Annotated in this window: 21 protein-coding genes; 15 read left to right on the forward strand and 6 right to left on the reverse strand. The window is 68.5% G+C overall.

The genetic code is table 11. The features are described from left to right. Window positions 1–41: 41 nt before the first annotated feature. Together KXR53_RS07750 and KXR53_RS07755 are read left to right on the forward strand one after the other, a co-directional pair. Window positions 42–1,184 (forward strand): alpha-hydroxy acid oxidase, encoded by a 1,143-nt coding sequence (locus KXR53_RS07750; protein ID WP_437374529.1) that lies wholly within the window; start codon window positions 42–44, stop codon window positions 1,182–1,184. Window positions 1,185–1,611: 427 nt separating this feature from the next. Beyond that, window positions 1,612–2,922 carry a peptidoglycan-binding protein gene (locus KXR53_RS07755; protein ID WP_437374530.1) on the forward strand — a complete coding sequence of 437 codons (1,311 nt, stop codon included), beginning with the start codon at window positions 1,612–1,614 and terminating at the stop codon, window positions 2,920–2,922. A gap of 42 nt (window positions 2,923–2,964) precedes the next feature. Here KXR53_RS07755 and KXR53_RS07760 read toward each other — a convergent pair whose 3' ends face one another. Next, on the reverse strand, window positions 2,965–4,872 hold the full coding sequence (locus tag KXR53_RS07760; protein ID WP_437374531.1) for an adenylate/guanylate cyclase domain-containing protein: 1,908 nt from the start codon (window positions 4,870–4,872) through the stop codon (window positions 2,965–2,967). 65 nt (window positions 4,873–4,937) lie between these two features. Between KXR53_RS07760 and KXR53_RS07765 the strand changes: the two genes are divergently transcribed. Then, complete coding sequence (locus tag KXR53_RS07765) at window positions 4,938–5,360, forward strand: ester cyclase (protein ID WP_437374532.1); 423 nt, start codon at window positions 4,938–4,940, stop codon at window positions 5,358–5,360. Window position 5,361: 1 nt separating this feature from the next. After that, window positions 5,362–6,093 carry a TetR/AcrR family transcriptional regulator gene (locus KXR53_RS07770; protein ID WP_437374533.1) on the forward strand — a complete coding sequence of 244 codons (732 nt, stop codon included), beginning with the start codon at window positions 5,362–5,364 and terminating at the stop codon, window positions 6,091–6,093. Window positions 6,094–6,180: 87 nt separating this feature from the next. On the opposite strand, the gene KXR53_RS07775 is transcribed toward KXR53_RS07770, so the two are convergent. Then, entirely contained in the window at window positions 6,181–7,224 is a 1,044-nt protein-coding gene (locus KXR53_RS07775) for a winged helix-turn-helix domain-containing protein (protein WP_437374534.1), read from the reverse strand. 258 nt (window positions 7,225–7,482) lie between these two features. Here KXR53_RS07775 and KXR53_RS07780 point away from each other — a divergent pair, with 258 nt between their 5' ends. From KXR53_RS07780 to KXR53_RS07795, 4 genes are read left to right on the forward strand one after another with little or no spacing between them, the layout of a single operon-like run. Next, window positions 7,483–7,959, forward strand: a complete 477-nt coding sequence (locus KXR53_RS07780) for a (2Fe-2S)-binding protein (protein WP_437374535.1) — start codon at window positions 7,483–7,485, stop codon at window positions 7,957–7,959. Between the two features lies 1 nt (window position 7,960). Then, on the forward strand, window positions 7,961–10,111 hold the full coding sequence (locus tag KXR53_RS07785) for a molybdopterin cofactor-binding domain-containing protein (protein WP_437374536.1): 2,151 nt from the start codon (window positions 7,961–7,963) through the stop codon (window positions 10,109–10,111). 2 nt (window positions 10,112–10,113) lie between these two features. Continuing rightward, window positions 10,114–10,773 (forward strand): hypothetical protein, encoded by a 660-nt coding sequence (locus KXR53_RS07790; protein ID WP_437374537.1) that lies wholly within the window; start codon window positions 10,114–10,116, stop codon window positions 10,771–10,773. A 46-nt stretch (window positions 10,774–10,819) separates the two neighbouring features. Further along, window positions 10,820–11,668, forward strand: coding sequence for an oxidoreductase (locus KXR53_RS07795; RefSeq protein ID WP_437374538.1), 849 nt, complete (start codon window positions 10,820–10,822; stop codon window positions 11,666–11,668). Between the two features lie 45 nt (window positions 11,669–11,713). Here the strand turns inward: KXR53_RS07795 and KXR53_RS07800 are convergent, their stop codons facing one another. Then, a complete protein-coding gene (locus tag KXR53_RS07800) occupies window positions 11,714–12,937 on the reverse strand; it encodes an MFS transporter (RefSeq protein ID WP_437374539.1) in 1,224 nt (407 codons plus the stop codon). A 420-nt stretch (window positions 12,938–13,357) separates the two neighbouring features. Between KXR53_RS07800 and cyoA the strand changes: the two genes are divergently transcribed. From cyoA to KXR53_RS07830, 6 genes are all read left to right on the forward strand, one after another. Continuing rightward, complete coding sequence (cyoA, locus tag KXR53_RS07805; protein WP_437374540.1) at window positions 13,358–14,377, forward strand: ubiquinol oxidase subunit II; 1,020 nt, start codon at window positions 13,358–13,360, stop codon at window positions 14,375–14,377. 105 nt (window positions 14,378–14,482) lie between these two features. Next, window positions 14,483–16,495, forward strand: a complete 2,013-nt coding sequence (cyoB, locus tag KXR53_RS07810; RefSeq protein ID WP_437374541.1) for a cytochrome o ubiquinol oxidase subunit I — start codon at window positions 14,483–14,485, stop codon at window positions 16,493–16,495. Further along, window positions 16,495–17,121: a cytochrome o ubiquinol oxidase subunit III gene (gene cyoC, locus KXR53_RS07815; RefSeq protein WP_437374542.1), complete on the forward strand. Its 627-nt coding sequence runs from the start codon at window positions 16,495–16,497 to the stop codon at window positions 17,119–17,121. Before cyoB ends, cyoC begins: the two co-directional genes overlap by 1 nt. Beyond that, entirely contained in the window at window positions 17,118–17,495 is a 378-nt protein-coding gene (gene cyoD, locus KXR53_RS07820) for a cytochrome o ubiquinol oxidase subunit IV (protein WP_437374543.1), read from the forward strand. Before cyoC ends, cyoD begins: the two co-directional genes overlap by 4 nt. Further along, the gene (locus tag KXR53_RS07825; protein WP_437374544.1) at window positions 17,492–18,253 is read left to right on the forward strand and encodes an SURF1 family protein; all 762 of its coding nucleotides are present in this window, start codon (window positions 17,492–17,494) and stop codon (window positions 18,251–18,253) included. Before cyoD ends, KXR53_RS07825 begins: the two co-directional genes overlap by 4 nt. Window positions 18,254–18,277: 24 nt before the next feature. Further along, a complete protein-coding gene (locus tag KXR53_RS07830) occupies window positions 18,278–19,807 on the forward strand; it encodes an aldehyde dehydrogenase family protein (protein WP_437374545.1) in 1,530 nt (509 codons plus the stop codon). 73 nt (window positions 19,808–19,880) lie between these two features. On the opposite strand, the gene KXR53_RS07835 is transcribed toward KXR53_RS07830, so the two are convergent. The 3 genes from KXR53_RS07835 to KXR53_RS07845 all read right to left on the reverse strand — a co-directional run bounded on the left by KXR53_RS07835 (window position 19,881) and on the right by KXR53_RS07845 (window position 22,410). Beyond that, window positions 19,881–20,399: a MucR family transcriptional regulator gene (locus KXR53_RS07835; RefSeq protein WP_437374546.1), complete on the reverse strand. Its 519-nt coding sequence runs from the start codon at window positions 20,397–20,399 to the stop codon at window positions 19,881–19,883. Between the two features lie 298 nt (window positions 20,400–20,697). Next, entirely contained in the window at window positions 20,698–21,642 is a 945-nt protein-coding gene (locus KXR53_RS07840) for a threonine/serine dehydratase (RefSeq protein WP_437374547.1), read from the reverse strand. A 114-nt stretch (window positions 21,643–21,756) separates the two neighbouring features. Next, window positions 21,757–22,410, reverse strand: a complete 654-nt coding sequence (locus KXR53_RS07845) for a MarC family protein (RefSeq protein ID WP_437374548.1) — start codon at window positions 22,408–22,410, stop codon at window positions 21,757–21,759. 132 nt (window positions 22,411–22,542) lie between these two features. On the opposite strand from KXR53_RS07845, the gene KXR53_RS07850 reads away from it, so the two are divergent. After that, window positions 22,543–23,184 carry a chloramphenicol phosphotransferase CPT family protein gene (locus KXR53_RS07850; protein WP_437374549.1) on the forward strand — a complete coding sequence of 214 codons (642 nt, stop codon included), beginning with the start codon at window positions 22,543–22,545 and terminating at the stop codon, window positions 23,182–23,184. Window positions 23,185–23,186: the final 2 nt, after the last annotated feature.

Here is a 23,186-nt window from a genome sequence, read left to right on the forward strand (position 1 = left end):
TAACACCCTGCCCGAGAAGCCCCTACCCAAGAAGACTGCCGATGCCGACCATCACCAACATCCAGGACTTGAGAGTGCTGGCGGCGCGCCGCATCCCGCGCGCCATCTTCGACTACGCCGACCGCGGTTCCTATGACGAGGTGACGCTGCGGTCGAACCGGGCGGACCTGGCGGCGATCGGGCTGCGCCAGCGGGTGATGATCGATGTCGACAAGCGGAATGTCGCGACCAAAATCCTGGGCGAGGACGTGACCATGCCCCTCGCGATCGCGCCGACCGGCCTGACCGGCCTGTTCCACGGCGACGGCGAGATCCACGGCGCCCGCGCGGCCCAGGCCTTCGGCATTCCCTTCACCCTCAGCACCATGTCGATCTGCTCGATCGAGGATGTGCGCGGGGCGGTGCAGAAGCCGTTCTGGTTCCAGCTCTACGTCATGCGCGACCGCGGCTTCTCCAAGTCGCTGATCGAGCGCGCCGTGGCCGCCCAGTGCTCGGCCCTGGTGCTGACCCTCGATCTGCAGATCCAGGGGCAGCGGCACCGTGACCTGAAGAACGGCCTGACCGTGCCGCCGCGGCTGACGCTGATGAACGCGCTCGACATCGCCACCAAGCCGGCCTGGGCGATGGGGGTGCTGCTCGGCAAGCGGCGCAGCTTCGGCAACCTGCAGCGCCAGGTGAAGGGGGCGGACAGCCTGACCACCCTGTCGCAATGGATCGCCAGCCAGTTCGACGCCTCGCTGAGCTGGAAGGATGTCGAATGGGTGCGCAGCATCTGGCCCGGCAAGCTGATCCTGAAGGGCGTGCTGGACGAGGAGGATGCGAAGATCGCGGCCTCGACCGGGGCCGATGCGGTGGTCGTGTCCAACCATGGCGGCCGCCAGCTTGACGGCGCGCGCTCCTCGATCTCGGCCTTGCCGGGCATCGTCCAGGCGATCGGCGACAAGACCGAGATCCTGTTCGACGGCGGCGTGCAGTCCGGCCAGGACATCCTGAAGGCGGTGGCGCTCGGCGCCCGCGGCTGCCTGATGGGCAAGGCCTTCCTCTACGGCCTGGCGGCGATGGGCGAGAAGGGCGTGACCCTGGCGCTGGAGATCATGCGCAAGGAGCTCGACGTCAGCATGGCGCTGACTGGCACCAGCGACATCACCAAGGTCGACCGCAGCAGTTTGGTGATCCGGGGGTAGGGGCGGGCGCTGGCGTCTGGCGCTCGGGAGGCGTTCGCCTGGGACCAGGTGAATACCGCGAACGGCGTATGACTATTCGGAATTTGGGGGAGCTTGAGCCACGTATCGGGCGCAGTGCCGGGGCTGGGGCTGTACCATTGGGCTAGTCGCGATCGTGTGAGCAATGAGTCATCGTCCAGCAGACCGCCGGTGAAATTCCCCTGCCAAAGAAGCCATGGGACGGGCGGCGAGGTGAGAAGACACCATCGGCGTCGAACAACGCGGTGGACGCTCGCCCTCTCGAAGAAATGATCTGAGTCGTCATGTCGCCGCTCCGGATCAGGACAGCACATTGCCGCCATCGTTGCGTTGAGCCAGTCGAACTGGCTGGTCCCCGGAATGATAGGCTCGTATCGCGGCTAGACCTCGATATGGGCGAGGAGGTCAGATGAAGTCTCTGGCCGACAATCGGATTCGGCTCGAGCATGAGCGAAATAATGCCAGCAGCACTGCCGTCCGCCGCGCGGCCGCGGTGCTGCTCATCTTCACCTCGGTCGGCTGCTCCACTCTTGACGAGCTGGGAATCGGGTGGGGCGATCCCGCTCCCGTCGCAGCAGCCGTCGAAGCCCCGCAAGCATCCGCCGCCACCAATCCCGCGACCCCTGCTGCGCAGGCCGCGCCCGTGATTCTTTTGGCCCCCGCTCCAGCGGTGGCCGCGGCATCGCCGCAAGAAGCCGGCACTGCTGCCGTTCCGGCCGGCAATCCGGCAGCGGACGTGCCGCTGCCGGACAACGCCTCTGCGGAGCTGCGCGGCCTGGCGCAGAAGGCCATCGCCGGCGACGCGAATGCCGAGTATCAGATCGGCACCGTCTTTGCGCGCGGCATAGACGTGCCGCAGAGCTACGAGCGCGCCGCTTATTGGTATCGTCGCGCCGCCGATCAGGGCATAGCCGGCGCCGCATACGATTTGGGCGTCATGCTGGAACGAGGTCTGGGAGTCCCACGCGATTCCGAGGCGGCCGTGGCACGGTTCCGCGACGCGGCGAAGGCTAAGCATGCCGACGCACTCTATGCTTTGGGCCTCGCCTATCTCAACGGCTCCGGCGTGCCGTCTGACGCAAGAGAGGCGTTGACGTGGTTCCGCCGGGCGAGTGTCGCGGGCAATCCGCGCGGTGCGTACGACGTGGCCCGCCTCTATGAGAGTGGCGAGCTCGGGCCGCCCAATCCGCGAATGGCCGCCCGTTGGTATCGGATCGCGGCCGATGCCGGCGACGAGCAGGCCAAAGAGGCTGTGGCGAGACTGCAGGCGGCCCCAGGCGCTGGCACATCGGCCATGCCCCGCACCGCCCGCACCGGAATTGCCGGCTCGGCGCCGGCCGCCAGCCCTCTCGCACCGACCCCAACCGTCACGGCCGCCACGAGCCCGGAGCGGGTCCTCGAGAATCCAGCGGGCCAGATGGCTGCGCCGGAGCCGGCCGGCCCCGCCGAAACGGCAGCGGCTTCTCCAGCGGCCATGCCTACGCCGCAGCCGACAATGGCGCCGGAACGGCCGGTCACCGGCGCCCAGCTCAAGGAAATCCAGCAGCTGCTCGCGGGGCTGAACCTGGATGCAGGTCAGGCCAATGGCCGGCTGGGGCGCAAGACCCAGGCCGCCATCGCCGCCTTCCAGGAGAGCCAGGGGATGCCGGTCACGGGCCGGCCCTCGACGGCGTTGCTGGAGGCGCTTCGCACCGCCGCTTCGCCGCCTGGCTTTGATTGACCCGCAGCGCCGCAGGACCACCGGCGTGCCGCTGGTTCCCAGTCACTCCGGCACGCCGGCCTTGACGAGGCCCTCGACGAAGGTGTCGCAATGCGCGAAGCCGGCCAGAGCCCGGCGGAGCTCGCCGACATGGATGGGGGGCCCGACCCTGTTCCGCGCCTCGATGAAGGCCTGCGCCTCCTGCATCAGCCCGAGATGGCCGCAGCAGCTGATCAGCGTGTTGTAGTGTCCCGAGTACTCGGCGAACGCGGCCACCGAGGCGCGCAGGAAGGGCAGCGCCTCGCCGAACCGCCGCGCGCCGAGCAGGGCGAGGCCATGGATGGCGGTGTAGATCCCGGCGAAGCTGTCCATCGGGCTCATGCGCAGCGCCTTGCCGGTCTCGGCGATAGCCTCCTCGAACTGCCCGGCGCGGAGCAGCGCCCATCCGAGCGCCGTCCGGCCCAGCGCGAAGCTGGGGTTGAGGTCGTGCATCGCCCGGAGCTCGGCGAGCGCCCGTTCGTGGTGCCTTCCGGTGCTGAGGCTCAGCCCCAGCGTCATTCGCGCCCAGGGCTCGCTGGGATCGAGCGCGATGGCGTCCTCGGCGTGCCGAGCCGCCTGCCGGTAGCCGTCCGTCCTGTCCGGCCACCAGTAGCACAGCGCCGCCCACCAGACGGCCCAGCTCAACAGGGCGTGGGCCCTGGCGTAGCCCGGCTCGATCTCGATCGCCCGCCGTAGGAGGGCCCGCGCCTCCTCGTTCTGCCGGCGGCCGACGCGGTTGATCAGGCCCATCGCGCGCACCACCAGGCCCCAGGCATCGATGCTTCCAGGCGGCCTGGATGCGGCGCGGAAGCTCTCCTCGGCGTAAAGATGGGGCTCGATCGCGGCGACGACGTGGCCGGTGATCTCGTCCTGGACCGCGAAGATGTCGTCGAGCGCGCGGTCGTACCGCTCGGCCCAGATGTGCTTGCCGGTCTCCGCATCGATCAGCTGGGCCGTCACCCGGATGCGTCCGACGGCGGTCCTGACACTTCCCTCGACGACATAGCGGACCCCCAGCTCATGCGCGACCTGCCGGACGTCGACGGATCTTCCCTTGTAAGTGAAGGCCGAGTTGCGGGCGATCACGAAGAGCCAGCGCAGGCGGGAGAGGGCCGTGGTGATATCCTCGGTGATCCCGTCCGCGAGATAGTCCTGAGCGGGATCGCCGCTCATGTTGAGGAACGGCAGGACCGCGATCGACGGGCCGCCGGGAAACCCCGGGGCGCTTTCGGGCGCGGCCCCTCGGCGATCCACCTCGCCGGGCTGCCCGGCGATGACCACACCGAGTGTTTTGACCGGGGTGGCGATATTCTTGAGTTTCCTGGGGCCGAGATCGACGAAGGCGGCATCCACCTTGCCTCGGACCTCATGGTAGACCTTCTCGGACAGGCAGATGCCGCCAGGCTGTGCTATCGCTTCCAATCTCGCGGCGACGTTCACGCCTTCGCCATAGATGTCCGATCCCTCTCCGACGACTTCGCCGAGGTTGATGCCGATCCTGAGGACCATGTGTTCCGGCTCGGGCGTGCCGGCATTGGCCTCAGCCATCTTTCTCTGAAGCTGGATCGCGCACTCGACTGCGGCAACCGCGCTCGCGAACTCCAATAGAACCCCGTCGCCCAGCAGCTTGACGATCCGGCCGCCGTGGGAGAGCACGGTGGGCTCAAGCACCTCGCTTCTGCGTCGCTTCAGCAGCGCGAGCGTTCCCGCCTCATCGGCTTCCACCATCCGTGAAAAGCCGACCACATCTGCCATCAGAATGGCAGCCAACCGGCGATGATGGCCCGATCCTTCAATCAACTTCGGAGACCCGTTGCGACGCAGCGAACGTCGGCCTCGCAAGGGTCTCACGAGCAATGCCCGTTCGCAATGAGGGGAGCGACTGGCGCAATGGCGTTGGCATGCCGACGACCGCTTGTTGGAAACAGGCATCTTGACATGAGACGATCATCTCATGATACGATCTTTGTATCAAATACCCGATCGAGGATCCGGCCATGTCCCTGACACCTGCCGAGATGGATCAGAAGATCGACGAGCACTTCGGCTTCGAAGCCCGCGACGACGTGGACGGCGTTCTGTCCACCCTCGCGCCGGACGTGCAGCATGATGTGATCGGATGGCCGACCGGCCCGATCCAGGGCCGCGAGAATGTGCGGCCCTTCTACGAGGCGCTGTTCGCGGATCTGGCGGAAGGCGAGGTGACGGGCAGCCGGCGGCTCTACGGCGAGGGATTCCTCGTCGACGAATCTATCTGGCGCGGCCGGGCGGTCGGGCGCCCCTTCGGTCTCGAAGGCCGGGGGCGGCCGCTCGAGTTCCGCCTGCTGCACGTGATCGAGTTCGCCGAGGACGGCGGAATCCAACGGGAAGCCGTGTGGACCGATCTGGCCGCGATCATCCGGCAACTGCCGCAGGGCTGACATGTCGACCAGAAGTGCGCCGGAGCGCGCGAACCAGCGCTACCGGACCCGCAAGGACCTGATCGCCGCGGCCGCGCGTCTGATGAAGAACGGGCGGAAGCCGAGCCTCGAGGAGGTCGCCGAGGCGGCGCTGGTCTCGCGGGCCACCGCCTATCGCTATTTTCCCAATATCGAAGCGCTTCTGGTCGAAGCCACCGTCGATATTGCCGTGCCCAACGGCGAGGCCGTGTTCGCCGACGATCCGTCGGAGGACATGGAAGAGCGGGTCGACAGGGCCGAGGCGGCGATGCACCGCATCGTGTTCGGGAACGAAGCGGCGATCCGGCTGATTCTGGCGGCCTCCCTGACCCGGGCGGCGGCGGGGCCGGTCGACGAGGCCATGCCGCTGCGCCAGAACCGCCGCACGCCCCTGATCGAGGCCGCCCTGGCTCCCGCCCGCCGCCGGCTCAGGAAGGACAGCTATGACCGGCTTCGGGCCGCGCTCGCCATGATCTTCGGCTCCGAATCGATGATCGTCTTCCGCGACGTCCTGCGCCTCGACGAGACCGTCGCCCGCGAGGTGAAGAGCTGGGCCGTCCGTGCCCTGGTCCGTGCCGCTCTCGAGGAGTCGCAGCCGGCTCGCCCCGCCGGGGAACGCGTCTCGGAAACTACAGCGAATTCCCGGAAGGGCTCGCGGCTCGGAGACCGGAGCAAGGGCGGGTCGCCCGCCATCGAGCGAAGCCCAGGAGGGTGATTTCCATGCCAAGGTCGACTGTCTGGTCGGGTTCGGTCTGCTCGAGCCCGGAGCCCGTGCACGACGACGCCCGACCCGCCCGGCCCATCAACCCGGACGCGACCGAAGCTTGTCGATCCATGCGCGGGCGGTCCTGAGATCGTTCGTCTCGTAGCCTTCGGTAAAGCGGTCGTAGACGGAGGAGAGGAGTTCGTGGGCCCCGGAGATCTCGCCGCTTCGGTGCCGGAGCTGGGCCAGGCTCGTCGCGGCCCGCAACTCCCATGACAAGGCGCCCTGCCGCCGCGCCAGATCGAGCGCCTGTCGGCAGTCTTCCTCCGATTGCAGGAGCTCGCCCTTGACGCGCAGCAATTCCGGCAGGCACCAGAGCTCCTCGTTCCGCTCCGCCATCCCGAGCGCCTCCTCGATCACGCTGCGGGCCTCCGCCGGCCGCCCGTCAAGGGCCAGGCCCTGGGCCAGTGTCCCGAGATAAGCCGGTAGGCGCATGAAAAACTCCGCCTCGCGAATCAGTCCGATGGCGAAGGCCAGAGCGCTCGGCACGAGTTGCGGATCGCGCAATGGTGCCAGGTCGACAAACCAGATCCCGTGCTCATAGGCGGAAATCAGGGCGTCGGCGGTGGCGAGCGCGACGGTCGTCTTGCCGATGCCGCCCGGCCCGACGATGGAGACGATCCGGTGCTGCGGCAGCTGCCGCAGCAACGCTTCAAGGGTATCGGCGCGACCGATCGTCCGCATGGAGGAACGCGGCAGGTTGTGCAGACGCGGGGCAGCGGGAGGCCGGACCGCCGCGACCGGCTCGCAGAGTTCGACCGGCGCGACGAAACGGTAGCCGCGGCCGGGAACGTTCGCGACATAGCGGTGGCCGGGCCGGCCCTCGCCCAACGCCTTTCTCAGCGCCGTGATATGGACCCGGAGATTGGTCTCCTCGACGATGACATCAGGCCAGACGCGGGCCATCAATTCTCTCTTGGTGACCAACTCGCCTGCACGTTCGACCAGGGCGGCCAGGATCTCCAGGGACCGATGGCCCAGGCGCACTGGTCTTTCCCCCTCCAGAAGGAGTTGCCGGGACGGAAGGAGGCGGAAAGGGCCGAACGAAAAGGCGCGTTCGCGCGAGGCGGACGCGTCGACCACGGCAGTTAACCTCTTTTAACGAATCCTAACTTGACGAAGAGTATGGGCGACGCGGTCGGCTTGTCTATTCGACGGTGCGGGCGCATCGGCGATGCCCGCCGCTCGGAACTGTCAGGTCTCGGATCGTGCGGCAGGACACCGATCCGTCCCTCACAGATTCACAACGCTTAACTCGTCCCGGCCCGCTTCAGCTGGCTAACGTCTGTCGGCCACCTCGATTGGCCGGACAGCCGCGCCCGACCGGAAGGAAGCCCGCCGATGCCCTATGCGCTCAACGTCAATGGCAAGACCCATTCGGTCGATGTGGACGGGGACATACCCCTGCTGTGGGTGCTGCGGGACCTCATCGGCCTGACCGGAACCAAGTTCGGCTGCGGCATCGCGATGTGCGGCGCCTGCACGGTCCATCTCGACGGGCAGGCGGCACGGTCCTGCGTCACCACCGTCGAGGACGCCGCCTCATCCGCGATCACCACCATCGAGGCGATCGGCGAGACCGATCCGGGCGCCCGCGTCCAGCGGGCGTGGCTCGCGGAAGAGGTCGTGCAGTGCGGCTACTGCCAGTCCGGCCAGATCATGTCGGCCGCGGCTCTGCTCGCGGTCAATTCCTCACCGACCGACGAGGACATCGACGCCGTGATGGCCGGCAACATCTGCCGCTGCGGCACCTATCCGCGCATCCGCGCCGCCATCAAGCGGGCCGCCGGCCTGACGGTGACCGAGGAGGGCCGTTGATATGAGCATCCTCGCCGCCACTCTTTCCGGCCAGCTCTCGCGCCGGTCCTTCCTGATTTCCGCGGCCCTGGCGGGCGGCAGCCTGGTGATCGGGCCACGCTTCGCCGAGGCCGCCGAGACGTTCGTCCCGGACCCCTTCATCCGCATTCCGCAGGCCGGCAAGATCGAGCTGGTGATCCCATCCGCGGAGATGGGGCAGGGTGTCTACACGGCGATCGCCATGCTGATCGCCGAGGAGCTGGAGGTCTCGCTGGACCAGGTCCAGGTCACCCCGGCGCCCGCCGATCCCTCGCGCTATGCGCACCCCCTGCTCGGCGACCAGGTGACGGGCGGTTCCGTCACCATCCGCGGCTTCTGGGAGCCGATGCGCCGCGCCGGAGCCGCGGCCCGGATGATGCTGATCGCCGCCGCCGCGCGGGACTGGGGTGTCTCTGCCTCGGCCTGCCGGGCCGAGGGCGGCGAAGTCATTCATCCCGAGAGCGGCCGCCGCGTCGCCTACGGCGCGCTCGCCGACAAGGCCGCGCGGGAACCGGTGCCGCAACAGGTCGATCTGAAGCCGGCGGCGGAGTTCAAGCTGATCGGCAAGACGCTGCGGCGCATCGACACCCCGGACAAGGTGAACGGCAAGGCCCTGTTCGGGCTCGACGCCCATCCGCCCGGCGTCAGGTTCGCGGCCCTGGCCATCTGCCCGACCTTCGGGGGAACGCTGAAGGCGGTGGACGACAGCGACGCGCTGCGGGTCAAAGGCGTGCGCCAGATCGTCCGGCTGAGCGATGCCGTCGCCGTCGTGGCCGACCACACGGGGGCCGCCCGCAAGGGACTCGCCGCGCTGCGCGTCACCTGGGATCCGGGCGCCAACGGCAGCCTGACGACGGCCGAGCTCGAGCGCCGCGCCGACGCCGCCATGGCCGGCGACGCAGCGCTGGTGGCGCATGAGAGCGGCGATGTCGCCGACGCCGAGGCCGCCGGTTCCGGCGGCATCGAAGCCGTCTACCGCATGCCCATCCTCGCCCATACCGCCATGGAGCCGATGAACTGCACGGTCCATGTGCGCCCGGACTCCTGCGAGGTCTGGGTCGGCACACAGGTGGCGGGCCGTGCCCGCCAGGGCGCCGCGCAGGTCACCGGCCTGCCGGTCGAGAAGGTGGTCGTCCACAACCACCTGCTCGGCGGCGGGTTCGGCCGGCGCCTCGATTTCGACGGCGTCGTCATGGCGACCCGGGTGGCGCAGCAGGTGGACGGGCCGGTGCAGGTGGTCTGGAGCCGGGAGGAGGACATCCGCCACGACTCCTACCGCTATCTCAATCTGAGCCGGCTCGTGGTCAGGCTCGGCCCCGACGGGCTGCCGGTCTCCTGGCGGCACCGCGTGGTCGGCCCCGCGATCATGGCGCGGTTCCTGCCGATCCTGTTCAAGGACGGGATCGACCTCGACATCACCGGCGGCGCCGAGAGCCCGTACGACATCCCGAACAAGCGGGTGGAATTCGTCCGGCACGAGGGGCCCGAGGGCATGCTGACGGGCAACTGGCGCGGCGTCGGACCCACCCGCAACGCCCCGGCCATCGAGGGCGGCATCGACGAGGCGGCGCATCTCGCCGGCCGCGATCCCGTGGAGTATCGCCGTCAGCTCCTGGGTGGGGCGCCGCGGCTGCGGGGCGTGCTGGACCTGGCGGCCGAGCGCTCCGGCTGGGGCACGCCGCTCGGGACCGATCGTGGCCACGGCGTGGCCGTGCTGGCGGATTTCGGCAGCTTCGCCGCTCTGGTCGCGCAGGTGCATGTCCACCAGGACGGCACCCTGAAGGTCGAGCGCATGGTCTGCGCCGTCGATTGCGGGCAGGTCGTCAATCCCGACATCCTGCGGCAGCAGGTCGAGAGCGGCATCGTCTACGGGCTGAGCGCCGCGTTGTACGGCCGCCTCACCATCGCGGACGGGGCCGTCGTCGAGGGCAATTTCGACGACTCGCCCGTTCTGCGCATCCACGAGTGCCCCCCGATCGAGATCCACATCGTCTCCAGCAGCCAATCACCGGGCGGGGTCGGCGAGCTCGGCACGCCGGGGGTCGCGCCGGCGCTGATGAACGCGATCTTCGCCGCGACCGGCAAGCGCCTGCGGGAGCTGCCGATCGACACTCGCCAGCTGAGGAGGGCGTGAGGATGCCACCGCGTTCACGCCAGATCGGTCTGGTGGTCCTGGCCTCGATCACCTCGGCGGCGATCACGCTCGGGGTCGGGTACAGCATTGCCAACTCTGCACCGCAGGGCCAGGAGGCGGCCCGGCAACTCAAGGATGTCGCCGCGTTCCAGTCGATCGCGGACATCGGCGACCGCTCGCGCGCCCTCTTCACCGAGGCGGCGAAGGTCATCACCGACCCGCGCTGCATGAACTGCCACCCGGTCACGCGCCAACCCACGCAGGGCGACGACATGCATCCGCACATCCCGTTCATGCAGGCGGGCGTCAGCGGCATCGGCGTGGATGGCCTGGCCTGCAGCACCTGCCATCGGGCGGAGAACACGAGCGTCTCGGGCAGCCGCCTCCGATCCATCCCCGGCAACGCGCACTGGTCCCTGGCGCCGCTGAGCATGGGCTGGCAAGGGCATTCGCTCGGCTATATCTGCCGCCAGCTCAAGGATCCCGAGCGCAATGGCGGCCGCAGCCTGGCCCAGATCCGGCAGCACCTGGCCGAGGACCATCTCGTGGCCTGGGCGTGGCATCCGGGCGAGGGGCGCCGGCCCGCCCCCGGCACCCAGGCCGAGTTCGGCGCGCTCGTCGCCGCCTGGATCGAGACGGGCGCCGAGTGCCCGCCGGAGTGAAGCAGCGGGATCGCCAGGCCGCATCGCGGATGAAGGGAGATCCGTTATGAAGACCTGGTTCATCACTGGCGCATCGCGTGGCTTCGGCCTGCGGATCGCGCAGCTGGCGCTGGCGCAGGGCGACAATGTCGTCGCCACCGCACGCAAGGCGGCGGCCGTGGCCGAAAGGCTGGGGGAGCATCCGAACCTGTTGGCCATGCCGCTCGACGTCACCGACGAAACGCAGGCCCGCGCGGCTGCGGCCAGGGCGGTCGAGCGGTTCGGCCGGATCGACGTGCTGCTCAACAATGCGGGCTTCGGCCTGCTCGGCGCCGTCGAGGAGGCGACGGCCGAGGAGGTCGAGGCGCTGTACCGCACCAATGTGTTCGGCCTGCTCGCGGTCACGCGCGCGGTGCTGCCGCAGATGCGGGCGCAGCGGTCCGGACGCATCCTCAACATCTCGTCGATCGGTGGCTATCGCAGCGCGCCGGGGTTCGGGGTCTACTGCTCGACCAAATTCGCGGTGGAAGGTCTTTCCGAAGCGCTCCACCACGAGCTGGCGCCGCTCGGCATCCATGTCACCGTCGTCGAACCCGGCTATTTCCGCACCGATTTCCTGGATTCGTCATCGCTGACCACGAGCGGCACCCGGATCGGCGACTATGACGGCACGGCCGGCGCCACGCGCAGCCGCGCGGCCGACCTCAATCACGGCCAGCCGGGCGATCCCGACAAGCTCGCCAGCGTGCTTGTCGCCTTTGCCGACACGCCCAACCCGCCGCTGCGCCTGCCGCTGGGGAGCGACACCGTGGCCGCCATCGAAGCCAAGCACGTCGCCGACGCCGCGATCCTGGCGGAATGGCGATCCGTGGCTGTCTCGACCGACTTCGTCCCGCCGGGTTCCGGCGCGGGCTGACGAGCGACACCGCAGCCGGCTTCACGCCGGCTGCGGCAGGCCGGATCAGTCGCCCCGCATCTCCAGCTCCTTGTTCACCCGCAGCGCAGCCAGGGTGCAGACCGCGCCCGACAGCAGATAGGCGCCGACCAGGGCGAGGCCGAACTGGCTGGCGATGACCAGCGCGACCAGCGGCGCGAAGCCGGCGCCGACCATCCAGGCGAGATCCGAGGTCAGGGCCGAGGCGGTGTAGCGGTAGGCGTTCGGGAAATTCGCCGCCACCGCGCCGCTGGCCTGGCCGAAGGACAGGCCGAGGAGGGCGAAGCCGATCATCACATAGGCGACCCGCGCCTCCGGCCCGCCGCCGAGGAGCAGCGGCGTGACGAAGCTGTAGATCGCGATCAGCACCGCGCAGATGGCGAGCAGGGTGCGCCGCCCGGTGCGGTCGGCGATGATCCCCGAAGCCATGATGGTGATCACGCCGAGGACGGCGGCGCCGATCTCCCGCAGCAGGAACGCCCCCGGATCATGGTCGGTGTTGAGCACGACCCAGCTGAACGGGAACACGGTCACCAGGTGGAACAGGGCGAAGGTCGCCAGCGGCACGAAGGCGCCGACGAGGATGTTGGGGCCCTGCGCCTTCACCGTTTCCGACACGCTCCGCGCCTCGAGATCGCGGCTTTCCATCAGCCGCACGAATTCGGGCGTCTCGACCATCCGCAGGCGGGCGAAGAGGGCGACGACGTTGATCGCGAAGGCGACGAAGAATGGGAAGCGCCAGCCCCAGTCGAAGAAGTCCCCGGCCGACAGGCTGGTGACGAAATAGGCGAACAGCCCGGCCGCCAGCATGAAGCCGAGCGGGGCGCCGAGCTGCGGCATCATCGCGTACCAGCCGCGCCGGTTCTTCGGCGCGTTCAGCGCGAGGAGCGAGGCGAGGCCGTCCCAGGTGCCGCCGAGGGCCAGGCCCTGGCCGATCCGGCACAGCGACAAGAGGACGATCGCCGCCGGGCCGATGTCGTTGGTGCCGGGCAGGAAGGCCATCGCCGCGGTCGAGCTGCCGAGCAGGAACATCGCCGCGGTCAGCTTGACGCCGCGCCCGTGCCGCCGGTCGATCGCCATGAACAGGACCGACCCGAGCGGGCGGGCGACGAAGGCGAGGGCGAAGACGGCGAAGGAGTAGAGCTGGGCCTGCAGCGGCGCGGCGTCCGGGAAGAAGAACCGCGGGAAGACGAGGACGGAGGCGATGGCGTAGACGAAGAAATCGAAGAACTCCGCGGTCCGGCCGATCACGACTCCGATCGCGATATCGCCGGGGGATACGCCGGAACGGCGTCGAGACGCGGCGGTCGGGGGCGCAGAGCCGAGGTCTCGACTGACAGTGGCCATTAGGTTTCCTCCTGGGTGGGCCGATGCCGAGATGCCGCTTTTTTCTTTTGAGTATGACCCAGGATTCCGGTGCGTCAAATCGTACCAAGCGAGGCGGAGCGGCGGCTGAATCAACCGGGATCCCTCGCGTCAACCCGGGTGCGACGATGTTGCACTGCAACCATTCGCTATCTGGTAGGACAAACTGTCCACTGTTTAATCGCGTTACGCTTCGGTAAGGCAGCCGCGCCCTTCGGTTTCTCTCTTTCAGGCAACGGCATGCCCATCAAAGCTTTAGGCCGCCTCGCTGCGCTTCCGCTCCTGGTCCTCCTGGGCGGGTGCAATATGGTGGTCCTGCAACCCTCCGGCGATATTGCAGTGCAGCAGCGGGACCTGATCGTGATCTCCACGATCCTGATGCTGCTGATCATCGTGCCGGTGATCGCTCTGACGCTGTTCTTCGCCTGGAAGTACCGGCAGTCGAACAAGGCGGCCGCCTACGACCCCGACTGGCACCACTCGACTCGGCTCGAATTCATCATCTGGTCGGCGCCGCTCGCCATCATCATCGCGCTGGGGGCGCTGACCTGGGTCGCCACCCACAAGCTCGACCCGTACCGGCCGCTCGACCGGATCGATTCGGAGCGGCCGCTGGCAGCCGATGTGAAGCCGCTGACCGTCGAGGTCGTGGCGCTCGACTGGAAATGGCTGTTCCTCTACCCGGAGCAGGGCATCGCCACGGTGAACGAGCTGGCGGCGCCGGTGGACGTGCCAATCCAGTTCAAGATCACCTCCGCGACCGTCATGAACTCCTTCTACGTGCCGGCGCTGGCGGGCCAGATCTACGCCATGGCGGGCATGGAGACGAAGCTGCACGCCGTGATCAACAAGCCCGGCGAGTACGAGGGCTTCTCCGCCAACTACAGCGGCGCCGGCTTCTCCGGCATGCGCTTCGCCTTCCACGGCCTGGCCCCGGCCGATTTCGACGCCTGGGTGCAGAAGGTGAAGGCCGCGGGCGGCAATCTCAGCCGCGAGGAGTACCTGACGCTGGAGCGGCCGAGCGAGCGCGAGCCGGTGCGCCACTACGGCACGGTCGCCCCGGACCTCTACACCGCCATCCTCAACATGTGCGTCGACCGGTCGAAGATGTGCATGAACGAGATGATGAGCATCGACGCCCGCGGCGGCGGCGGCATGGCCGGCCTCAACAACGTCATCGCGCTGACCCATGACAAGGACGTCCGGCGCGGCGCCGGGCCGGTCCGGACCTATGTCGCCGCGATCTGCACCACCGAGGGCGACATGGCCGAGGCCAGCGCGGCGACCCCGCTGCTGACCCGCTGGACGCCGCCGCGAACGGAATGACGGCCGACCCGATGCCCGCCGCGGGTCCAACAGGGGCCGCGCAACCGACACCTTTGCGGAGGCCGCCGCCCGCAGCGACGGTCTCCGGAACGACAGAGTAGCCCGATGTTCTCAGACATAGATCTCCAGAAGCTGGTCTTCGGAAAGCTGACCTTCGAGGCGCTGCCGCTGCACGAGCCGATCCTGGTCGTCACCTTCATCGCGGTGGCGCTCGGCGGCATCGCGCTGCTCGGCGGCATCACCTATTTCCGCCTGTGGGGCACTCTCTGGCGCGACTGGTTCACCAGCATCGACCACAAGAAGATCGGGATCATGTATGTGATCCTGGCGCTGGTGATGCTGCTGCGCGGCTTCGCCGACGCGATCATGATGAGGGCGCAGCAGGCGATCGCCTTCGGCGCCAACGAAGGCTATCTGCCGCCGCACCACTACGACCAAGTCTTCACGGCCCATGGCGTGATCATGATCTTCTTCATGGCCATGCCCTTCGTCACCGGGCTGATGAACTTCGTGGTGCCGCTGCAGATCGGCGCGCGCGACGTCGCCTTCCCGTTCCTGAACAACTTCAGCTTCTGGATGACCACCGCCGGCGCCGTGGTCGTCATGATCTCGCTGTTCATCGGTGAGTTCGCGAAGACCGGCTGGCTGGCCTATCCGCCGCTGTCCGGCATCGCCTACAGCCCGGATGTCGGCGTCGACTACTACATCTGGGGATTGCAGGTCGCGGGCATAGGAACGCTGTTATCAGGCGTCAACCTGATCGCCACCATCGTCAAGATGCGGGCGCCGGGCATGACCATGATGAAGATGCCGGTCTTCACCTGGACCGCGCTGTGCACCAACGTCCTGATCGTCGCTGCCTTCCCGGTGCTGACCGCCGTCCTCGCCCTGCTGTCGCTCGACCGCTACGCCGGGACGAACTTCTTCACCAACGACTTCGGCGGCAGCCCGATGATGTATGTGAACCTCATCTGGATCTGGGGGCATCCGGAGGTCTACATCCTCATCCTGCCGGCCTTCGGCATCTTCTCCGAAGTCGTCGCCACCTTCTGCGGCAAGCGCCTGTTCGGCTACAGCTCGATGGTCTACGCCACGGTGGTGATCACCATCCTGTCGTACCTGGTGTGGCTGCATCACTTCTTCACGATGGGCTCCGGCGCCAGCGTGAACTCCTTCTTCGGCATCACCACGATGATCATCTCGATCCCGACCGGGGCGAAGATGTTCAACTGGCTGTTCACCATGTATCGCGGCCGCATCCGCTTCGAGGTGCCGATGCTGTGGACGATCGGCTTCATGGTGACCTTCGTCCTCGGCGGCATGTCGGGCGTGCTGCTGGCGGTGCCGCCGGCCGACTTCGTGCTGCACAACAGCCTGTTCCTGATCGCCCATTTCCACAACGTCATCATCGGCGGCGTGGTGTTCGGGCTGATGGCCGGCGTCACCTACTGGTTCCCGAAGGCCTTCGGCTTCAAGCTGGATCCCTTCTGGGGCAAGATGTCGTTCTGGTTCTGGCTGACCGGCTTCTACTTCGCCTTCATGCCGCTCTATGTGCTGGGCCTGATGGGCGTGACCCGGCGGATGAACCATTTCGACGACCCGTCGCTGCAGATCTGGTTCGTCATCGCCGCCTTCGGCGCGGTGCTGATCGCCTTCGGCATCCTGTCCTTCATCATCCAGCTGGTGGTCAGCTTCGTCCGGCGCGAGCAGCTGCGCGACCTGACCGGCGACCCGTGGAACGCCCGCACCCTCGAGTGGTCCACCTCGTCGCCGCCGCCGGAGTACAACTTCGCCTTCACCCCGCTGGTGCACGACCACGACGCCTGGTGGGACATGAAGAAGCGCGGCTATGCCCGGCCGCTGGCCGGCTTCAAGGCGATCCACATGCCCAAGAACACCGGCACCGGCGTGATCCTGGCGGGGCTGAGCGTGGTCCTGTCCTTCGCCCTGGTCTGGCACATCTGGTGGCTGGCCGCGTTCAGCTTCCTGGCCATGCTGGCCGTGTCGATCGGGCACACCTTCAACTACAAGCGCGACTACCACATCCCGGCCGACATCGTCGCCAAGGCCGAGGGTGAGCGCAGCCGCGTGCTGGCCCGGGCGGGAGCCGCTTTCTGATGACGCCACCACTCGATCAAGCCGCAGCCGGCGCGGTCCGCTTCCACGTCGAGGAAGAGCACGAGCATTCGGGCGGCAGCACGATGCTCGGCTTCTGGATCTACCTGATGAGCGACTGCCTGATCTTCGCAGTCCTCTTCGCCACCTTCGGCGTGCTCGGCCGCAGCTACGCCGCCGGCCCGTCCGGGGCGGATCTGTTCGACCTGCCGCTGGTGGCGGTCAACACCTCGATGCTGCTCCTGTCCTCCATCACCTGCGGCTTCGCCATGCTGGAGATGGAGCGGCGGCGCGTGGGGGCGACGCTGTTCTGGCTGGGCGTCACCGCCCTGTTCGGCGTCGCCTTCGTCGGCCTCGAGCTCTACGAATTCGCTCATCTGATCCATGAGGGGGCGGGGCCGTGGCGCAGCGCCTTCCTGTCGTCCTTCTTCACCCTGGTGGGGACGCACGGGCTGCACGTCACCGTCGGCATCGTCTGGATGGTGACGATGATGGTCCAGGTCGCCCAGCACGGGCTGATCGCCGACAACAAGCGGCGGCTGATGTGCCTCAGCCTGTTCTGGCACTTCCTCGACGTCATCTGGATCGGCGTCTTCACCTTCGTCTATCTGATGGGGACCCTCCAGTGAACGCACAGTCCCACGCCCACCACGACCATCACGACGACGGTGCCGCCCACGGCACGCTGAAGGGCTACCTGACCGGCTTCATTCTGTCGGTGATCCTGACCGCGATCCCGTTCTGGCTGGTCATGGGCGACGTGCTGGCCGACGCCCAGACCACGGCGCTCGTGATCATGGCATTCGCGGTCGTCCAGATCATCGTCCACATGGTCTACTTCCTCCACATGAACTCGAAGTCGGAGGGCGGCTGGACCATGCTGGCGCTGATCTTCACCGTGGTGCTGGTGGTGATCACGCTCGCCGGCTCGCTGTGGGTGATGTACCACCTCAACCACAACATGATGCCGGTCTCCGCGCACGACATGCGCAACATGCCGTGACCGAGGGCGAGGCCCGCCGGCCCCGCTCGATCGCCGCCCTGATCGTAATCGGGGCGGCGGCCCTCGCGGTGTTCGTCGGCCTGCTGGCGCTCGGCACCTGGCAGATCGAGCGGCGGGCCTGGAAGCACGAGCTGATCGCCCGGGTCGACCAGCGCGTCGGCGCCGAGCCGGTGGCGCCGCCGGACCCGGCCGACTGGCCCGAGGTCACCGCCGCCGCCGACGAGTACCGCCATGTCCGCGTCTCCGGCCGGTTCCTGCACGACCGCGAGGCCCAGGTCGTCGCCTCGACGGCCAAAGGCAGCGGCTATTGGGTGATGACGCCGCTGCAGACGGCAGATGGTTCGGTGATCCTGGTCAACCGCGGCTTCGTGCCGACCGAGAACCGCGATCCGGCGACCCGGGCGGCGGGGCAGGTCGACGGCCCGGTCACCGTCACCGGCCTGCTGCGCATGACCGAGCCGAAGGGCGGGTTCCTGCGCTCGAACGAGCCGGCGGCGGAGCGCTGGTACTCCCGCGACGTCGCCGCCATCGCCGCCGCCCGCGGCCTCGCCGACATCGCCCCCTATTTCATCGACGCCGACGCCACGCCCAACCCCGGCGGGCTGCCGATCGGCGGCCTGACCGTCATCGCCTTCCCGGACAACCACCTGGTCTACGCCATCACCTGGTACGGGCTGGCGGCGCTGCTGGCCTTCGGCGTGGTCCGCGCCATCCGGTCGGAACGCCGCGCCCGGCGGGTGCATCCAAAGGCGCGCTGACGGAAAGCTGGGCAGGGGCCGCGCATGGCCGCTGCCCGCCCGCCGCAGCTTCTCCATCCCGCTGTGCTGCTCTACCGTCGCATCGTCGCCGCCGAGACGGCGGCACGACCGCACGAGGTTCTGATGGCGCACGAATTGCAGTTCTACATCGATGGCGCATGGGTCGACCCGATCACGCCGAAGACGCTCGACGTGATCGACCCTTCGACCGAGGAGCCCTTCGCCCAGATCTCGCTCGGCTCCGCGGCCGATGTCGACCGCGCGGTGGTGGCGGCGAAGCGGGCCTTCCCGGCCTTCTCCCGTACCAGCCGGCAGGAGCGGCTGGAGCTGCTGCGCCGGATCCTCGAGATCTACAAGCGCCGCGCCGCCGACATCGCGCTGGCCGTGTCGCGCGAGATGGGCGCGCCGCGCAAATTCGCGCTCGACTCCCAGACCTGGGCCGGCGAGGCGCATCTGACCCGGATCATCGAGGCGTTGGAGACCTTCCAGTTCGAGCGGCCGAAGGGCACCACGATGGTGGTGAAGGAGCCGGTCGGCGTGGTCGGCATGATCACCCCGTGGAACTGGCCGCTGAACCAGATCACCTGCAAGGTCGGCCCGGCGCTGGCCGCCGGCTGCACCATGGTGCTGAAGCCGAGCGAGATCGCGCCGCTCGACGCCATCATCTTCGCCGAGATCCTGCATGAGGCCGGCGTGCCGAAGGGCGTGTTCAACCTGGTCAATGGCGACGGGCCGACGGTCGGCGCCGCGATCTCCAGCCACCCCGACGTCGACATGGTGTCCTTCACCGGCTCGACCCGCGCCGGCATCCTGGTGGCCAAGGCCGCGGCCGACACGGTCAAGCGGGTGCATCAGGAGCTCGGCGGCAAGTCGGCCAACATCATCCTGCCGGACGCCGACCTGAAGCGGGCGGTGACCAAGGGCGTCGCCGGCTGCTTCGGCAACAGCGGCCAGTCCTGCAACGCCCCGACCCGGATGTTCGTGCCGCTGGACCGGGAGGAGGAGGCGATCGGCTACGCCAAGGCGGCGGCGGAGGGCTTCAAGGTCGGCCCGGCCGACGCGCCGGACACCATGCTCGGCCCCGTGGTCAGCCAGCTCCAGTACGACAAGATCCAGCGCCTGATCGAGAGCGGCATCGCCGAGGGGGCGGAACTGGTGGCCGGCGGCCCCGGCCGGCCGGAAGGGCTGAACCGCGGCTATTTCGTCCGTCCGACCGTCTTCGCCCGCGTGACGCCGGAGACGACGATCGCGCGCGAGGAGATCTTCGGCCCGGTGCTGTCGATCCTGACCTACGAGACCGAGGAGCAGGCGATCGCGCTGGCCAACGACACCCCCTACGGCCTCGCCGCCTATGTCCAGTCGGGCAGCCTGGAGCGGGCGCGCAAGGTGGCGTCGCAGCTGCGCGTCGGCAATGTCCACATCAACTACCCTGCCTGGGACACCGCCGCGCCCTTCGGCGGCTACAAGCAGTCGGGCAACGGCCGGGAATATGCCGAGTTCGGCCTCGAGGAGTTCCTCGAGATCAAGGGCGTGATCGGCTACGAGGCGGCCTGAGTCCTTGCCGGAGCCTTCCCGCGGGAGGGCTCCGGCCGCGCCCGGGCGGATGGGAGGGCCGGACGGGCGAGGCTCAGCCGTTGGCCCGGGACCGGCGCCTCGCCGTGCGGCGCAGCTGGCTGGTCCCCAGCCCCTGGGCCTTGGCGTAGACCGATTTCGACCGGGCATAGTTCGGCGCCACCATCGGGTAATCCGGCGGCAGGTTCCATTTGGCGCGATACTGCTCCGGCGTCATGCCGTAGGTGGCGCGCAGCCAGCGCTTCATCATCTTGAAGGGCCGGCCGTCCTCGAGGCAGATGATGTAATCCGGCGTCACCGATTCCGAGATCGGCACGGCCGGGACGGGGCGGGACGGCAACGCCGCTTGGCGCTCCGCTGTGCCGGACGCGTCCGTTCGGCTCGTCTCCGCGGCGTTGCCGTTGGCCTCTGCGGCGATCCCGGGGACCGGCATGCCGACGGCCTCGATCAGCGACAGATGCACCCTTCGGATGAGGTCAGGCAGGCTTTCGCTGTCCACTGCGTTATTGGACACATGGGCGACGATGATGTCCCTGGTGAAACTCAGGATTTCGCCCTCGCTGAGCGTCGACATCGCGCTGTCCCCTCCGCATCCTTCCCTGTCCGCCGGCCGTGACGCCCGACCGATGCCGCCGCCGAGAATGTGCCCGCTGCGGCAAAGGCTACAAGTCAGGAACGACGGCAGGGTTCCAGAGGATTCAAAAAAAAGGATTTGATCCCGCGATCTTTTCGCTTGGAACCTGCGGAATTGGGAATGTGAGTCTGGTCATTCTCGATTGTTGCGCCGGAGTCCTTCCTCGTCCGATGTCGCCGCGAGGAAGATCTTCCCGACACTTTCCGGTGTGATATCGGAACGAATCCTCCGCCGGCCCTCAGCGGTCGAAATCGACCGCGGTGGTGTTGCCGCCGCTGACCACGACTCCGATCCGCTCGCCCGCGGCCGGCCGGTAGCGGCCCGACAGCAGCGCCGCGAAGGCGGCGGCGCCGCCTGGCTCGGCGACGATGCGCAGCCCCTGCCACAGCGCGCGCTGGGCCTCGCGGATTGCCTCGTCGGCGACCAGGATCGCGGCCGCCACATGCTGCCGAGCCACCGGGAAGACCAGCTCACCGATCCGCTTCGGCGCCAGGGAATCGGCGGCGATGCCGCCGGTCTCGGCATCGACCGGCCGGCCGGCCTCGAAGGCCCGGTGCAAGGTGGGCGAGGCCTCGGGCTCGACGCCGACGACCTTGGTCCGGCCGGCATACCAGGCGGCGATGCCGCCGATCAACCCGCCGCCGCCGACCCCGACCAGAATTGTGTCGAGATCCGGCGCCTGGTCCTCCAGCTCCAGCGCCAGCGTGCCCTGGCCCAGCATGGTCTCGGCCTGGTCGAAGGCGTGGATCGAGAGGGCGCCGGAGGCCGCGACCCAGGTTTCGCAGGCGGCCAGCGCATCTGCGTAGCGGTCGCCGCCGACCACCAGATCGGCACCGGTGCGGCGGATCCGGTCGATCTTGGCGGGCGAGGAGATGCCAGGCACGAAGATCCGCGCCGGCAGGCCCAGCGACGCCGCGGCATGGGCCACCGCCGCGCCGTGATTGCCGCCGGACGCTGCGGCGACCCCGACGGCCGGCACCTCGCGGGTCAGCAGGTTGGCGAAGGCGCCGCGGGTCTTGAACGACCCGGCATGCTGCAGCAGCTCCAGCTTGAAGGTGATCGGCCCGGCGTCGATGCCGAAATCGCGCCCGGCGGCCTCGATCACCGGCGTCCGCCGGATATGCGGCCGGATGACCGGTTCGATCCGCGCGATGCTGTCCCGGTCCACCCGCGTCTCGGCCATTCTCGTCTCTCCCGCTGGGAATCGATGGTCCGGCTGGTTGGCCAGATAGTTCGTCACATAGCTAATTGCCTACGCATTGGAAAGCAACAGGGATGGATCGGCAGGCTCGCGGCGCTACAGCGTCAGCGAGCGGACGAAGTCGCTGACGCCACTCAGCGTGATCTGCGTGCCGACGCACAGCAAGAGGAAGGCCATCAGCCGCGACAGCACGCGGGCCTGGGATTGGCCCAGCAGGGCGACCAGCCGGTCGGCCGAGGAATAGGCGATCCAGACGCCGATCGCGATCACCAGCGCCGCTGCCGAGGCGCCGAGCACGAAGGGCAGGAAGCTCGGCTGCCCGACCGGCAAGTTCGAGCCGATCGCGATGGCGACGGAGATCGTGCCGGGCCCGGTGGTGAAGGGCATGGTCAGCGGATAGAAGGCGACCGAATCGATGCCTTCCGCCTCCGACGCCTGCTGCTGCTTGCGTTCCTCCTGCTGCTCGGGCGACTGCAGCAGCCGCCAGGCGCTGGCGGCGACGATCAGCCCGCCGGCGATGCGCAGGGCGGAGAGGCTGATGCCGAAGAAGCTCAGCACATAGGCGCCGCCCCACAGCGCTCCCAGCATGACGAGCGCGGAATAGACCCCGATCATCCGCGCCAGCTGCAGCCGTTCCGCATGGGACCGGCCGGCGGTGATCTGGCTGAAGATGAGGGCGGCACCGATCGGGTTGACGATCGAGAACAGGGCCGAGAGGGTGAGCAGAAAGGTCTGGATCGAACCGCTCATCCGCGACTCCCGTTGATTGCCGACAGCCTGACCGATCTGCGGCCCCGGCCGCAATATCGGGATCGGCCGGAGGCGCGGGTTCGGGCGGCCTCGCGGAGCGGTTCGCGGACACAGCGCTCGGAGGGCCGGACCATGGCACAGGTGACGGAGCCGGGATGGATCGTCGTCCTCAACGGGGCGCCACGATCGGGGAAGTCGAGCATCGTCGCGGCGATCCAGGACGGATTCGACGGCCCGTGGATGAATCTGGGCGTCGATGTCCATGCCCGGCATGTGACGCCGCCGCGCTACCGGCCCGGGATCGGGCTGCGGCCCGGCGGCGAGCGGCCGGAGATCGAGGCCTGGGTCCCGGTGTTCTATGCCGCGCTCTACGACTCGGTCGCCGCCCACAGCCGCGCCGGGCTGAACGTGGTGGTCGATGTCGGGCATCACGAGGCGCACGCCACGCACCACGGCATCCTGCGCGACTGCGCCCGGCGCCTGGCGGGGCTGCCGGCGCTCCTGGTCGGCGTGCATTGCCCGGTGGAGGAGATCATGCGCCGGCGGCGGGCCGGGCAGCCGGGACGGGAAGGCGAATACGCCGTCGGGTCGGCGGCCGAACCGGTGCCGGAGGCGGTCCTGCGCTGGCAGAGCGAGGTGCACCGTCCCGGGATCTACGACCTGGAGGTCGACACGGCGCGGCTGAGCCCGGAGGACTGCGCCGCGGCGATCCGTTGGCGCCTCGACGACCCGACGCCGCCCTCGGCTTTTCGCCGGCTGGCCGATCTGGCCTGAAC

The sequence above is a fragment of the Inquilinus limosus genome (assembly GCF_051487185.1).
Classification (GTDB): domain Bacteria; phylum Pseudomonadota; class Alphaproteobacteria; order DSM-16000; family Inquilinaceae; genus Inquilinus; species Inquilinus limosus_F.